This window comes from Microbacterium trichothecenolyticum (assembly GCF_041938625.1).
GTDB lineage: Bacteria > Actinomycetota > Actinomycetes > Actinomycetales > Microbacteriaceae > Microbacterium > Microbacterium trichothecenolyticum_D.
Map to the genome: position 1 here is coordinate 230,114 of NZ_CP169427.1, position 13,636 is coordinate 243,749.

Consider the following 13,636-nt stretch of genomic DNA (forward strand, 5'->3'; position numbering starts at 1 on the left):
TGCACGGAGGGCCGCGTCGGTGACAGTGGAATCGCCCACACCACGGAGGTACCGACGAGATGGCCAGATCACGCACGAGCCCGGCGAGCAACTGGGATGATCACGACCCGTCCCTGCGCGATCAGGCCGACGACTTCGAGGACGACTTGCGCGCCGAGATGATCAGGTCGGGCCTGATCGCGGATTGGTGATGTCCGACGGCGGCGATCCACGGGCCGACGAGCCTTTCGAGCTGTTCCGCCACGATCGGACGACATGGATCATCCGGGCTACCGGACTTCCGGAAACCGACCCTCGGCACGTCGTCGCGGTGATCACGGACGCTCGTTCCGAAGGGGTTCACGTCGTTTGGGCACAGCCCACCGGCCGCCCGACCCGCTACTTCACAGTCGAGGCAGTCCTCGTCGATCTGTCGCGAGGGGCCAGACCGAGGTCGGGAAGCACGCGACCGGTGCCCATTCCGCATCTGCCCCCGCTCCGCCGCTGAACGAGGCGCACGAGGATCGGCCCGGCCACGACGGATAGGGTGGCGAGGTGACAGCGCCAACTCGGCCGAGCGCCGCCCCCGCCCCCGCACCGCGGCCGGGCGCCGTCTACTTTCTGGGGCGGGTGGTCCTGCGGCCGCTGTTCTGGCTGATGTACCGCCCGCGCATCGTCGGCCGGGCGAACGTGCCCGAGCGAGGGGCGGTGCTGCTGGCGAGCAACCACCTCGCGTCGCTCGACACCGTCATCATCCCGACATCCGCGGCCCGGCCTGTGCAGTTCCTCATCAAGTCGTCGTACTTCACCGGCTCCGGCGTGCTCGGCCGCGTCAAGCGCTGGTTCTTCACCTCGATCGGCGGTGTGCCGGTGTACCGTGCGACCGGTCGCGATGCACGCGCCGCGCTCGACGCGGGCAGCAGCATCCTGCGGGCCGGGAGCGTCTTCGCGGTGTTCCCCGAGGGAACCCGGTCACGCGACGGGAAGCTGCACGAGGGCCACGGGGGTGCGGCGTGGATGGCCCGCGACACGGGCGCCGCGGTCGTACCCGTCGGACTGATCGGCACCGGCACCGCCAAGCCGCTGAGCCATCTGCTGCCGGGGAGACCGCGCCTCGAGGTGCACTTCGGCGAGCCGCTCGACCTCACCGACCTGGAGGGTGTGCCGGACGGCAGGGCTCGCCGCGAGATCACCGAGCGCATGATGGCCGCCATCGCTCGCCTGAGCGGACAGGAACGCTCCGGCAGCGTGAACGCCACGTCGCGCGACTGAGCCGCTCCGCGGAAAGGTCCCGACCGCGTTCTCCTATCCATCTCCCAGCCCGCGCGTCGGCGTCCAGGCGTAGCCTTTCCCCATGGATAGGCGGCACCCGCGCCGGTCACCCGCCCGTTGGCTCCCGGTCGCCGGCGCATTCGTCCTGGTCTCGGCCGTCGCTGCGGCCGTGGTCATTCCGACCGCCGCCGATGCCCGGGTGGATCTTCCCGACAAGACCCCCGCCGCGCTCCTGGAGTTCGCCGCCGCGAGCGATGTCACCGCGATGACGGGGACGATCGAGCAGACGTCGGATCTCGGCTTGCCCGACCTCTCGAGCCTCATGGACTCCTCGGGCAGCGCCGATTCGAGCGCCGGCGCCTCCGATGCCGTCGACCTCCTGACCGGTTCGCACACGGCCAACGTCTACCTCGATGGCGACAGGTCGCGCCTGCAGGTGCTCGATCGCCTGGCCGAGCGCGACGTGTATGTCGACCGGGCCGTGGGAGAGGGCTGGTTCGTCGACTCCGAGACCAAGACGGCGACGCACTACACGGCGGGCGGCGACAACGGCTCTCTCGAGCAGCCCGACCCGACGGTGAAGACCCCGCAGCAGATGCTCGAGGACGCTCTCACGAGGCTCGGCGAATCGACCGAGATCTCGGTAGGGACCGACGGGCGCGTGGCAGGACGTGACGTGTACGAGCTCGTGCTCGTGCCGACGGACGCCGCCAGCATCGTCGGCGAGGTGCGCTTCGCGATCGACGGCGAGACGGGCGCTGCGCTCGCAGCATCCGTCACCGCCCGCGGTGCTGAGCAGCCTGCGTTCGACATCGTGTTCACGGAGGTCTCGTTCGCGGCGCCCGATCCCGCGACGCTCACCTACACGCCCGCGCCGGGGTACACCGTCGAGACGAAGACGCTCTCCCCACCCGACCGTGATCACGCGGCAGCGCCCGGCCAGAGGGATTCGAGGACGGATGCCGCCCACCAGCCGGTCGTGCATGGCGAAGGGTGGACCGCGGTCGTCGAGCTGCCGCAGGCCGACACGAGCAGCTCCGAGGCGGGAGGCCTCGACGCGGCGACGCTCGAGAGCCTGACCCGGCCGGTTGCGGGTGGACGCGTGCTCGAGACGGCGCTCGTGACGGTGTACTTCACCGACGACGGACGTGTGTTCGCGGGTGCTGTCAGCGCCGATCACCTCGCACGGGTCGCGGCCGGCGACTGAGCCCCCGTGACCGACCTCGCGATCCAGACCTCCGGTCTGACCAAGCGGTTCGGCGCACAGACGGCCGTGGATGCCGTCGCGCTCGACGTGCCGCACGGTTCGGTCTTCGGTTTCCTCGGGCCGAACGGGTCGGGCAAGACCACGACGATCCGCATGCTCCTCGGCCTCGTCCGCCCGACTGCGGGCGAGGCCCGCGTCCTCGGCCAGCCGATCCACGAGGCCCTTCAGACCCTGCTTCCCCGGGTGGGCGCACTGGTCGAAGGCCCGGCGTTCGCGCCTTTCCTCACCGGGCGGCAGAATCTGCACCGGTTCGACGCGGCGGGCCGGCACGCAGCATCCGTCACCCGCCGCCGACGTGTCGACGAGGCGCTGCAGCGCGTCGGACTGGCCACGGCAGCCGACAAGAAGGTGCACGCGTATTCGCTCGGTATGAAGCAGCGCCTCGGCATCGCCAACGCGCTGCTCACTCCCCGTGAACTGCTGGTGCTGGACGAACCGACGAACGGGCTGGACCCGCAGGGAACCCGCGAGGTGCGCGGACTCATCCGCTCCTTGGCCGGCGAGGGGGCGACGGTGTTCGTCTCGAGCCACCTGCTCACCGAGGTCGAGCAGGTGTGCACGCACGCCGGGATCATGAGCGCGGGGCGGCTCGTGGCATCGGGCACCCTCGACGAGCTGCGCAGCGGTGACGGCACGGGCCGCCTCCGGCTGCAGACCCTCGATGTCGTGCGGGCGAGAGAGGTGCTCGAGAGCGCGGGAATCCGGACGACGGATGCTGCGCCCTTCACGCTCGTGGGAACACTCGGTTCGGACGGGCCCGAGCCGGAAGACATCGTCGCGGCTCTGGTGCACGCCGACGTGCGGGTGCGCGGCATCACGGTCGAGCGGACGAGCCTCGAGGACAGATTCGTCGAGCTGACAGGGCAGGGCTTCGATGTCGTCGCGTGATTCCGCCGCTCGCCCGACCGACACTGCGCCGACGGCGTCGGCCTCGCGCGCTGCGGGGCGCGGGAGCGGCGTTCCTGGTCTTCTCGGAAGCGAACTGGCGACGCTGTTCCGCCGCCTCCGCACGTGGATGATGCTCGGAGCGCTCGGCCTCGTCCCCGTCCTCCTCGGCGTCGCGGTGCGGATCGCCGGCGGCACGCGTCCCGGTCGCGGCCCGGCGTTCCTCGACCAGGTCACCGACAACGGCGTCTTCGTCGGCCTTGCCGCGCTGACGATCGCGATCCCGCTCTTCCTCCCCCTCACCGTCAGCGTCGTCGCCGGCGACACGATCGCGGGCGAGGCGAGCCTGGGCACCCTTCGCTACCTGCTGGTCGCGCCGTCGGGGCGCGTCGCGCTCCTCGCCGTCAAGTACGTCGCCGCCGCCGTCTTCTGCGTGGTCGCGACCTTCGCTGTGGTCGTGGTCGGTGTGGTCGTCGGCGCGATCCTCTTCGGCGCCGGCCCGCTGACCTTGCTGAGCGGGACACCCGTGAGCCTCGCCGAAGGACTGCTCCGGTGTCTTGCCGTCGTCGCCTACGTGTCGGTGTCGATGCTGGGGCTCGCCGCGATCGGAGTGCTGCTCTCGACCCTCACGACAGTGCCGGTCGGCGCCATGGCGGCCACCGCGATCCTCGCCGTCGCGGCGCAGATCGTCGGTCAGATCCCGCAGCTGTCGGCGCTTCACCCCTACCTGTTCACGGATCGCTGGCTCGACTTCGGCGACCTGCTGCGCTCGCCGATCTCGTGGGACTCGTTCCTCGACAACGCCCTTCTGCAAGGGGTCTGGATCGTGGTCGCGGGAGCGCTCGCCGTCTGGCGGTTCACGACCCGCGATGTGCTGACATAGCCAGGTCGGTGCGCACCTGATGGCGGCCAGCCAGCCGCGCACGTGCGCTCAGCGCGCGTCGATCCCTGCGCGGTGATGCCCCGCTGCGGGACCGGCGCTATGCGGTGGTTCTCAGGGGCTCGAGGGCGGCGAGGACGAGGTCGAGGCCGAAGATGAACTCCTCAGCCGGGTCGAAGCCGGCCGCGACGAGCGCCGCGGCGGACTCGTTGAGGTAGGGGAACTCCTCAGGAGGGAGCTGGGGCAGGTAGACGTCCTCGGCCATGTCCGCGAGCTCATCGGCGGTGTCGAACGGCAGGCCTGCTGCCTGGAGCGCGAAACCGTACACATAGCTGTCGAGCAGCCAGTTGGCGTGCGTCGCCATCAGGGGCGAGAAGCCGGCCCGCCGCAGGCAGGCGGTGACCGCTTCGTGGTGGCGGAGGTTCGCGGGCCCCGGCGATGTCCGCGACTCCATCAGGCCGTTCGCCCACGGGTGGCGGGCGAGAACCTGTCGGGCGGACACCGCCCTCTGTCGCATCGCCGCCTGCCAGTCGGTCCCTTCGGGCGGGAGCTCGATCTCGTCGAACATGACGTCGATCATGGCGTCGAGCAACTCGTCCTTGCTCGCCACGTAGTGGTAGAGCGACATCGCGCCCGCGCCGAGTGTGCCGGCCAGCCGGCGCATGCTCAGCCCATCGACCCCGTCGCGGTCGGCGAGCCGGATCGCCTCGACCACGACCCGCTGCTTGCTCAGCCCCGCGTCTGAGGCGACCTGGCGTAGTTCCTTCGCGGACAAGTGTCTCCTCGCTTGCTCGAACGGCTTGACAATCGTACAGCGTACGGTCATAGTACAGCGTACGACGTACGGTGTACGAACCAACGACAGTCAGACCGCTCCTCGAGAAAGAAGAACCCGATGACCATCCGAACGACATCCCGGAACTCGCTCGACAGCCCGCCCATCCCGGTGCAGGTGAAGCTCGCCGCCGCGTGGACCAGCTTCATGTTCCTCTACGTCTACGTAGACGTCCTCAACTTCTACAAGCCCGGTGTCGTCGACGGCATCCTGAACGGTCTCGTCTGGAGGTTCGACATCAGCGCGACGTTGTTGACGGTCTTTCTCGTGTCGGTGTCGATTCCTGCCGTGATGGTGATGCTCTCCATGGCGCTGCCCGCGCGGGTGAACCGCGCGACGAACCTCGTCGTCGCATCGCTCCTCATCCCGTACTCGATCTTCAACGCGGCCGGGGCGACCTGGGAGTGGGCAGCCTTCTACGGCATCTCCATCGGGATCGAGGTGCTCCTCCTGGCCTTCATCCTGCGGTCGGCGTGGACGTGGCCCCGAACCTCTGTTCTCCCCGCCGCTCCCGCGACGACCGACCTTCGACAGGGCCTTCGCCAGTAGGTGCCAGCTTCAGGCCGCCACGGGCAGCCATGTCACCCCCTGCCCGAAACCGGCACGATGGCGCCTCAGCGCCCCTGGCGGCCTCTGAAGCTATGCCCCGGCCGTCGAGACACGACCTGCTGCCAGACTGACGACGACGTCGGCAGCATCGATGAGCCCTTGATCGTGGCTGACGCACACGACCGCGACGCCACGGTCGGCTTCGACCCTCATGGCGGTCGCGATCCGCGTGGCGGTGTCGGCGTCGAGGGCGGTGGTGGGTTCGTCCAGCAGCAAGGTCTGCGCGCGGCGGGCCAGTCCTTGTGCGAGGAGGGTCCGCTGCTGCTGACCTCCGGAGAGGGTGCCGAACGGTTCTCGTTCCAGAGCAGTCAGGTCGAGGCGATCGAGGGCCGCATCCACTGCTTCACGTGACCTGCGATCGAGTCGGCGCCACGCGGCGACTCGCCCCCATGCTCCCACCGTGACGACATCTCGCACGGTGAGCGGCAGTGCTGGTGAGATCACGGCGCGCTGAGGCACGAAGGCTCGCGACCTCGCACGGAGGGACACGATGCCCGCACGCGGTGTGATCGTCCCCGCGAGCACCTCCAGCAGAGTCGATTTGCCCGCGCCGTTCGGCCCCGCGACCACAGTGAGCGCACCTGCCGGCGCGTCGAAATCGACCCCGCGCAGGGCCGGCGTTCCGGCGTACTCCACGTACACCCCGCGCAGAGAAAGGGCGGCGGAAGGCGACGTTTCGGTGAGCACGGGCCCAGCCTAACTGATTTTGAGAATCGTTCTCATTAACGCTACGGTCGTCGCTCATGTCCCTCATCACACATCCGTTCACGCTGGAGTTCGTCCAGCGGGCCCTCCTCGGAGGCAGCCTCGTGGCTGTGCTGTGCGGTGTCGTGGGCACCTGGGTCGTCGCCCGGGGCATGGCTTTCCTGGGCGAGGCCCTCGGACACGGAATGCTCCCCGGTGTCGCCCTGGCGACACTGCTGGGAGTGCCCGTGCTTCTCGGAGCAGGACTCAGCGCCGCCGCGATGAGCCTCGGGATCGGGGCGCTGCAGCGCCGCGGCCGACTCTCGTACGACACGAGCATCGGCATGCTCTTCGTGGCCATGCTCGCCGCCGGCGTGATCGTCATCTCGTACTCGGGAAGCTTCGCGACGGATGCGACGGCCATCCTGTTCGGCGACATCCTCGCCATCTCCACCGAGGACGTGGTACTGCTCGCCTGGGCGACCGCGATCGGAATCGCGGTCGCCGCGGCCGCGCATCGCTCGCTCGTAGCCCTCGCGATCGACGCACGGGTGGCTGCGGTGCTCGGGCTCCGGCCGAGGATCGCCCAGGCTGTGCTGGTCGGCCTGGTCACGCTCGCTGTCGTCGCGTCGTACCAGGCCGTGGGCTCCCTCCTCGTGGTCGGCCTGCTCATCGCACCGGCCGTCGCAGCCGGCCACTGGACGCGACGGCTGCCCTCGGGGATGGCGCTCGCCTGCGTGTTCGGAGTCGCCGCCGTTGTGCTCGGCCTCCTGCTGTCATGGCACGCCGGCACCGCCGCCGGCGCATCCATCGCCCTGACAGCCGTGCTTCTCAGCGCTGCCTCGTGGGCCGCGCACGCGGCGCACTCGCACCGACGCGGAGGCCATCGCGTGACCCGATACCCGGGGCGCGCAGCATCCGGTCCCGACCACCCACGAAGGAACGAACGCCCCGTGCTCCACAGATCCGCCAGATTCACCACGGTGCTCGCGGTCGCCGGGCTCGCGCTCGCCGGCTGCGCGAGCGCCGAAGCCGACGCCCCCGCCGCGACCGCGACATCCACCGGCCACGGGACGGTCGCCCGGGCGAGTGAGCTGAGCGAGCCGCCGCTCGCCGTGGTGACGATCGACCCCGACGGCGTCGTCCGCCAGCACGACCTGCTCGACGAGTCCGTCGCACAGCTCGGCGAGGTGGCGAATGCGTCGCGCGTGAGCACCGACGGCCGCTACGTCTTCGCCGGCACCGGTGAGGCGCTCTCGATCATCGACAGCGGCCGGTGGACCTGGGACCACGTCGACCACTTCCACTACTACCTCGCGGAACCGGCGATGCTCGGCGAGGTGCCGGGACGCGGTCCCGCCACCGTCGCGACGACGTCGTCGTCGACCACGGGCGGCACCGGGGTCTTCTTCGCTGGCAGTGGCGAAGCAGTGCTCCTCGACACCGCGGCGCTGGCGAAGGGCGAGCTCGTCGAGCGATTCCGCCGGGAGACCGAGCCGCATGACGGCATGGTCGTGCCGATCGGCTCGTACGCACTCGTCACCGAGCCGCAGCACGGCGTTGCCGCATCCGTCTCGGTCCTCGACGAGGACGGGATGCCGCAGCCCGGCGCCACCGCCGACTGTGCCGATGCGCGCGGCACCGTCACGACCCGTGTGGGCGCGGTCATCGGGTGCGCCGACGGCGCGCTGCTGGCGACCCTGGTCGATGGGACCGTGGCGCTCGAGCGCATCCCGTACCCGTCGGGCACGACGGTGCCGCGGGCGACGGCGTTCGCGGGACGCGATGGCCGTCCCACGGTGGCAGCGACGGCGGGGGACCACGCGATCTGGCTGCTCGACACCCGCGAGCGCACCTGGACGCTGCTTGCGGTCGATCGCCCGATCGTGCAGGCGGCCGCGGTCGACGACGAAGCGCAGCACGTACTCGCGCTCGCCGCGGACGGGCGGGTCCTCGTGATCGACGGGACCACCGGCGCGCTGCTGTCGCAGACCGATCCGCTGGTGGCCGACTCGCTCGCGACGGGTGCCGGCAGCCCGACGCTCGTCGCCGACCACCCGCGCGCCTACCTCAACGGCCCCGCGGAGCACGCGGTCTACGAGATCGACTTCGCCGACGCGGCCCGCGTCTCGAGGACCTTCGCCACGCCCACGCAGCCCGCCCTGTTCGCGGAGACCGGCCGATGACCCGCCGTCGGTCGGCAACGCTCACCGCGCTGCTGACGGTCGGGGTCGCAGCATCCGTCCTCTCAGGTTGCGGGCCCACAGGCGACGACCGTCCGCTCGTCGTGGTGTCGACGAACATCCTCGGCGACGTGGTGAACGAGCTCGTGGGCGACCACGTCGAGGTGATGACACTCATGCGGCCGGATGCGGATCCGCATTCGTTCGAGATCTCGGCACAGGATGCTGCGCGTTTGCGCTCCGCCGACCTGCTGGTGTCGAACGGCCTCAGCCTCGAGGAAGGACTGCAGCAGCATCTCGATGCGGCGGTCGCGGAGGGCATCGACAGCTTCGTCGCCGGTGAGGCGATCGAGGTGCTCGATTATGCGAAGGGAGATGCCGCCGGCACCCCCGACCCGCACTTCTGGACCGACCCGGGCCGCATGGTCGATGTCGTCGAGGCGCTGGCGCCGCGGCTGTCGGCGCTGGCGGGCGCGGACGCGGCTGCCGTCGACGAGCATGTCGACGCCTACCTCGCGCAGCTCGAGAGCCTCGACGACGAGATGACCGCGGCGTTCGACAGGATCCCCGCCGAGCGCCGCGCCCTCGTCACCAACCACCACGTGTTCGGCTACCTCGCGGAGCGGTACGGCTTCCGCGTCGTGGGCGCCGCGATCCCGGGCGGAACGACCCTGGCCGCGCCCAGCGCGTCCGACCTCGCCGACCTGGTGACCACGATCGAGGACCACGGCGTGTCGGCGGTATTCGCCGAGTCGTCGTCTCCCGACCGGCTGATGCGGGCGCTCGCCCAGGAGACCGACAGGCACGTCGAGGTGATCCAGCTGTACACCGAGTCGCTCACCGCCGAGGGCGGCGGCGGCGAGGACTACCTGACCATGATGCGCGAGAACACGCAGCGCATCGTCACCGGGCTCTCTCAGTGAGCCCCACACCAAGGAAGAGGAACACCACATGCGCACACGCACACTGCGGCGCGCCGGCCTGATCGCCGTCGCCGCCGGTGCCGTCGCGACCCTCGCGGCCTGTTCATCGACGCCGTCGGCGTCTTACGACGCCGGCGCGGAGACGCCGTCCGCCACTGTGGCCGGCCCCCGGATCGCGGTCTCGTACGAGGGCGGCATCCTCGTGCTCGATGGTGAGACGCTCGAGCAGGTCGCCGACCTCGCTTCGGAGGAGTTCACCCGCCTCAACCCGGCAGGCGACGGACGCCACGTGATGGTCACGATGAGCGAGGGGTTCCAGGTTCTCGACACCGCCGCGGGGAGCACCGACGAGGCCGAGCTCACCGACCTGGTCTTCGCCGCCGACGCCCCGGGTCACGTCGTCCACCACGGCGGCAAGACGATCCTCTACGCCGACGGCACGAGCGACACCACGATCTTCGACACCGACGCGCTGCTCGCGGCCGACGACGAGTTGCCCGATGCGCAGACCGTGCCCGGCGTCGAGGCGCACCATGGCGTCTCGGTCGTGCTCGAGGACGGCACCTTCCTGACAACGGTGGGCAATGCCGATGGCCGAACCGGCATCACGGCGAGCGATGCGTCGGGCGCGGTGATCGCGACGAGCGATGCCTGCCCCGGCGTACACGGCGAGGGGACCGCGGCCGACGAGGCCGTCGTCTTCGGCTGCGAGAACGGGGCCCTGCTCTACCGCGATGGCGAGATCCTCAAGCTCGACGCTCCCGACCAGCCGTACGGGCGCATGGGCAACGCCTACGTGAGCGAGACGAGCCCGCTCGTCGTCGGCGACTACAAGAACGATCCGGATGCCGAAGGTTACCTCCTCGGTGCGGTCACCGTCATCGACACCGAGGCCGGCACCCTCGACGTCGTCGACCTTCCTGAGGGCGTGGAGTACACGTTCCGTGACATCGCCCGCGGTCCGGAGGATCTCGCCTACATCCTCTCCCGTGACGGATCCGTCCACGTCTTCGATCCAGCCGCCGGCGAGATCACCGACGCCTTCCCTGTGATCGAGGCCTGGGAGGGGCCCGCCGAATGGCAGGACGCTCACCCGGCGATCGTCATCCAGGGCGACATCGCGTACGTGACCGAGCCCGCCGCCGACGCGATCCACGCCGTCGATCTCACGACGGGCGAGATCGTGGCTTCGGTGACGCTCGACATCACACCGAATGAGATCGCGGTCGCCGAGGGATGATGGCCGGCGAGGGCGGACCACCAGAACGAGCGGTCCGCCCTCGCTGTCGAGGCCGGCGCACTGAGTGAAGCCGGTGCCGCGTGGCGATCGCGGATGGTTCGGATCAGGACGGCGCGAGGAGCCGTTCGAGGAGCAGCGGGGACTCGTCCTGTGGTGCTGTGGCGTCGAGCAGCCACTGCGTCTGCAGGCCGTCGGATGCCGCGATCACGAGTGCGGCGACCGCCTGGGGATCGACATCGGCCCGCAGCCGCCCGGCCTGCTGACTGCGGACGACCCGGTCGACGAGGCCCGCGCGCACGCGCGCGAATCGTCGGGTCGCGAAGTCCCTCGCAGCCGGGTGTCCCTCCTCGAGCGCCGCCGCGACGAGCATCGAATACAGCTGCACCAGTCCCGCGATCTCGCGGTTGACTCGCGCGGACTCGCGCATCACCTCCACCGGTGTCGCGTCGCGGTCGTCGGGGTGATGAAGGTCGCCTTGACGTTCCGACTCGCGATAGACCTCGACGAGCAGCTCTTCGAGCGAGCCGAAGTAGTGTCGCAGCGCCGCGTGCGTGACGCCGACCTCTTCGGCGATCGCGCGCAGGCTCGTGCGGTCGGAGCCGCGCCGCGCGAACACCTCGATGGCTCGCTCGAGGATCTGCTGCCGCCGCGCGACGCCCTTCGCGTATGAGCCGCGAGAATTGGGCCTTCCTGCAGGATCGGTCTCGGTTTCGTCGGCCATTCGGTCATCCTAGAGCGGCGCGACGGGCAAAACCTCCACGTGGAGGTTTTATGCTACTCTGCCCTGACACGATGCAGTCGATCCGCACGAAGATGTACGAAAGGTGTCCGAAGTGACTCGACCTGAGAGCTCGGTGCAGCTCTACACCCTGGCCGCCGCCTTCTCCGCCGACATGTCCGGCTCGCTGGACAAGCTCGCCGCGATCGGTCTCAAGAACGTCGAGGCCTTCGACTTCGTCCGCCGCCCGCAGGAGATCCGCGCGGCGCTGGACGCGGCCGGCCTCGCCTCGCCGACCGGTCACGCCCCGCTGCTTTCGGACGAGCTGTGGACTCCCGACGGCTCGATCCCCACCCCCGCTCCAGAGGTCGTGTTCGAGGCCGCGGCGGCGATCGGCGCGACCACCGTCATCGACCCGATGGTGCCGACCGACCGCTGGCTGACCGAGGAGGGTGTCGCCGACACCGCCCGCCGCCTGAATGACCTCGTCGATGTCGCAGCCGGATTCGGCCTCACCGTCGGCTATCACAACCACGCCCAGGAGTTCCTGGCCTCGTTCGACGGCCAGACCGCGTTCGAGCGCTTCCTCGAGCTGACCGACGACCGCGTCGCCATCGAGCTCGACCTGTACTGGGCCGCCGTCGGCGGACAGGACGTCACCGCACTGACCCGTGCGATCGGCGACCGACTGGTGGCGCTCCACATCAAGGATGGACTGGTTCCCGCCAGCAACCCGTTCGCTCCCGACGCGCCGGCCTTCACGTCGAAGAGCCTGCTGCAGACCCACCCCGGCGAGGGCGTCGTCGCGCTCTCGGACGCGCTGAACGCCGCCACGGCGGTCAAGTACGCGGTCATCGAGTACGACAATGCGCCAGGCGACGTCTTCGCCGACATCGCGGCGTCGTACGCGTTCCTGCAGGACGGCGGCTTCGTCCGATGACCCGCGTGGGAGTCGGCATCATCGGTGCCGGTGTCATCAGCGACACGTATCTCAAGAACCTGACGTCATTCCCGGACGTCGAGGTGCTGGCCGTCGGCGACCTGCTGCCCGACCGCGCGAAGGACAAGGCCGAGCAGTACGGCGTGCCGGTGCACGGCGATGCCGCGGCGGTGCTCGAGCACCCGGACGTCCAGGTCGTGGTGAACCTCACCATCCCGGCGGCGCACGTCGCGGTCTCGGAAGCGGCGATCAGCGCCGGCAAGCATGTGTGGACCGAGAAGCCGGTCGGCCTCGACCTCGCCGACGTCTCGCGCATCCTGGAGGCGGCGGATGCTGCCGGTCTGCGTGTCGGTTCGGCGCCCGACACCATCCTCGGACCGGGCTTCCAGACCGCCAAGCGCGCGATCGCGGAGGGCGTGATCGGCGAGCCGCTGTTCGCGCAGACCGCGTTCCAGACGCAGGGGCCAGACCTGTGGCATCCGGATCCTGCCTTCCTCTTCAGCACGGGCGCGGGCCCGCTGCTGGACATGGGGCCGTACTACATCAGCGGGCTGGTGAGCCTCCTCGGACCAGTGGCCCGCGTCTTCGCGGCGGGCCTGCGTGCTCGCGACGAGCGGACGGTTCACCTCGGCCCGATCGCCGGCACCAACTTCACCGTGGAGGTGCCGACGACGGTGCAGCTGACGACGGTGTTCGAGGCGGGCCAGCAGGCGCAGAGCCTGCTGAGCTTCGACTCCGCACTCGAGCGCCACGGCATCTTCGAGGTGCACGGCACCGAGGGCACGATCGTGCTGCCCGACCCCAACCAATTCGAGGGTCGCATCGCCTACGTGAAGCCGCTCGGCGTGCTGCGCGACGGTGCGAAGTTCGAGCAGGAGTGGATCGACGTCCCCCAGCAGGGCGCCGTCGTCGGTCGTGGCCTCGGCCTCCTCGACATGGTGCGCGCCATCGCCGAGGACCGCCCGCATGTCGCCAGCGGCCAGCTCGGCCTTCACGTGCTCGACGTCATGCTCTCCGCAGAGCAGTCGGTCGAGACCGGGCAGTCCATCGAGATCGCCACCACGGTCGCTCCCGTGCCGTCGGTACCGGCGGACTTCGATCCGTTCGCCGCGACGCTCTGACGCAGCATCCGCACACGAGGCCGCGCCGTCCCTTGAGGGGCGGCGCGGCCTCTTCGTCGTCGCCGGTATAGGGCTTTGGTCCCGGATTCGTCCGCCGTGA

At 70.0% G+C, this 13,636-nt stretch carries 14 protein-coding genes; 11 read left to right on the forward strand and 3 right to left on the reverse strand.

Features of this window, described 5'->3' with window-relative positions:
• Positions 1 to 59 precede the first annotated feature (59 nt).
• From ACEYYH_RS01160 to ACEYYH_RS01180, 5 genes are all read left to right on the forward strand, one after another.
• Positions 60 to 191: a hypothetical protein gene (locus ACEYYH_RS01160; RefSeq protein ID WP_374976476.1), complete on the forward strand. Its 132-nt coding sequence runs from the start codon at positions 60 to 62 to the stop codon at positions 189 to 191.
• Between the two features lie 343 nt (positions 192 to 534).
• Positions 535 to 1,251 carry a lysophospholipid acyltransferase family protein gene (locus tag ACEYYH_RS01165; RefSeq protein WP_374976477.1) on the forward strand — a complete coding sequence of 239 codons (717 nt, stop codon included), beginning with the start codon at positions 535 to 537 and terminating at the stop codon, positions 1,249 to 1,251.
• A gap of 82 nt (positions 1,252 to 1,333) precedes the next feature.
• Positions 1,334 to 2,458: an outer membrane lipoprotein carrier protein LolA gene (locus ACEYYH_RS01170; RefSeq protein ID WP_374976478.1), complete on the forward strand. Its 1,125-nt coding sequence runs from the start codon at positions 1,334 to 1,336 to the stop codon at positions 2,456 to 2,458.
• 6 nt (positions 2,459 to 2,464) lie between these two features.
• Positions 2,465 to 3,406, forward strand: a complete 942-nt coding sequence (locus ACEYYH_RS01175) for an ATP-binding cassette domain-containing protein (RefSeq protein WP_374976479.1) — start codon at positions 2,465 to 2,467, stop codon at positions 3,404 to 3,406.
• Positions 3,393 to 4,286 carry an ABC transporter permease gene (locus ACEYYH_RS01180; RefSeq protein ID WP_374976480.1) on the forward strand — a complete coding sequence of 298 codons (894 nt, stop codon included), beginning with the start codon at positions 3,393 to 3,395 and terminating at the stop codon, positions 4,284 to 4,286. The genes ACEYYH_RS01175 and ACEYYH_RS01180 overlap by 14 nt, the downstream gene beginning before the upstream one ends.
• A gap of 97 nt (positions 4,287 to 4,383) precedes the next feature.
• On the opposite strand, the gene ACEYYH_RS01185 is transcribed toward ACEYYH_RS01180, so the two are convergent.
• Complete coding sequence (locus tag ACEYYH_RS01185) at positions 4,384 to 5,058, reverse strand: TetR/AcrR family transcriptional regulator (RefSeq protein WP_374976481.1); 675 nt, start codon at positions 5,056 to 5,058, stop codon at positions 4,384 to 4,386.
• A 120-nt stretch (positions 5,059 to 5,178) separates the two neighbouring features.
• Between ACEYYH_RS01185 and ACEYYH_RS01190 the strand changes: the two genes are divergently transcribed.
• Positions 5,179 to 5,667 carry a DUF6326 family protein gene (locus ACEYYH_RS01190; RefSeq protein ID WP_374976482.1) on the forward strand — a complete coding sequence of 163 codons (489 nt, stop codon included), beginning with the start codon at positions 5,179 to 5,181 and terminating at the stop codon, positions 5,665 to 5,667.
• A 90-nt stretch (positions 5,668 to 5,757) separates the two neighbouring features.
• Here the strand turns inward: ACEYYH_RS01190 and aztA are convergent, their stop codons facing one another.
• Positions 5,758 to 6,414, reverse strand: coding sequence for a zinc ABC transporter ATP-binding protein AztA (gene aztA, locus ACEYYH_RS01195; RefSeq protein WP_374976483.1), 657 nt, complete (start codon positions 6,412 to 6,414; stop codon positions 5,758 to 5,760).
• A 56-nt stretch (positions 6,415 to 6,470) separates the two neighbouring features.
• Here aztA and aztB point away from each other — a divergent pair, with 56 nt between their 5' ends.
• The 3 genes from aztB to aztD are packed head-to-tail and all read left to right on the forward strand — an operon-like array spanning position 6,471 to position 10,757.
• A complete protein-coding gene (gene aztB, locus ACEYYH_RS01200) occupies positions 6,471 to 8,597 on the forward strand; it encodes a zinc ABC transporter permease AztB (RefSeq protein ID WP_374976484.1) in 2,127 nt (708 codons plus the stop codon).
• A complete protein-coding gene (gene aztC / locus ACEYYH_RS01205) occupies positions 8,594 to 9,517 on the forward strand; it encodes a zinc ABC transporter substrate-binding protein AztC (RefSeq protein WP_374976485.1) in 924 nt (307 codons plus the stop codon). The genes aztB and aztC overlap by 4 nt, the downstream gene beginning before the upstream one ends.
• A 28-nt stretch (positions 9,518 to 9,545) precedes the next feature.
• Entirely contained in the window at positions 9,546 to 10,757 is a 1,212-nt protein-coding gene (gene aztD, locus ACEYYH_RS01210) for a zinc metallochaperone AztD (protein ID WP_374976486.1), read from the forward strand.
• A 103-nt stretch (positions 10,758 to 10,860) separates the two neighbouring features.
• On the opposite strand, the gene ACEYYH_RS01215 is transcribed toward aztD, so the two are convergent.
• Positions 10,861 to 11,478, reverse strand: coding sequence for a TetR/AcrR family transcriptional regulator (locus tag ACEYYH_RS01215; protein WP_374976487.1), 618 nt, complete (start codon positions 11,476 to 11,478; stop codon positions 10,861 to 10,863).
• 112 nt (positions 11,479 to 11,590) lie between these two features.
• Between ACEYYH_RS01215 and ACEYYH_RS01220 the strand changes: the two genes are divergently transcribed.
• Entirely contained in the window at positions 11,591 to 12,415 is an 825-nt protein-coding gene (locus tag ACEYYH_RS01220; protein WP_374976488.1) for a sugar phosphate isomerase/epimerase family protein, read from the forward strand.
• A complete protein-coding gene (locus ACEYYH_RS01225; protein ID WP_374976489.1) occupies positions 12,412 to 13,536 on the forward strand; it encodes a Gfo/Idh/MocA family protein in 1,125 nt (374 codons plus the stop codon). Before ACEYYH_RS01220 ends, ACEYYH_RS01225 begins: the two co-directional genes overlap by 4 nt.
• Positions 13,537 to 13,636 lie beyond the last annotated feature (100 nt).

Bases quoted from the DNA above. Each gene is read 5' to 3' on its own strand.
- aztD (WP_374976486.1), top strand. From the start codon at position 9,546: ATGCGCACACGCACACTGCGGCGCGCCGGCCTGATCGCCGTCGCCGCC.
- ACEYYH_RS01160 (WP_374976476.1), top strand. From the start codon at position 60: ATGGCCAGATCACGCACGAGCCCGGCGAGCAACTGGGATGATCACGAC.
- ACEYYH_RS01190 (WP_374976482.1), top strand. From the start codon at position 5,179: ATGACCATCCGAACGACATCCCGGAACTCGCTCGACAGCCCGCCCATC.
- ACEYYH_RS01170 (WP_374976478.1), top strand. From the start codon at position 1,334: ATGGATAGGCGGCACCCGCGCCGGTCACCCGCCCGTTGGCTCCCGGTC.
- ACEYYH_RS01180 (WP_374976480.1), top strand. From the start codon at position 3,393: ATGTCGTCGCGTGATTCCGCCGCTCGCCCGACCGACACTGCGCCGACG.
- aztB (WP_374976484.1), top strand. From the start codon at position 6,471: ATGTCCCTCATCACACATCCGTTCACGCTGGAGTTCGTCCAGCGGGCC.
- ACEYYH_RS01225 (WP_374976489.1), top strand. From the start codon at position 12,412: ATGACCCGCGTGGGAGTCGGCATCATCGGTGCCGGTGTCATCAGCGAC.
- ACEYYH_RS01215 (WP_374976487.1), bottom strand. From the start codon at position 11,478: ATGGCCGACGAAACCGAGACCGATCCTGCAGGAAGGCCCAATTCTCGC.
- aztC (WP_374976485.1), top strand. From the start codon at position 8,594: ATGACCCGCCGTCGGTCGGCAACGCTCACCGCGCTGCTGACGGTCGGG.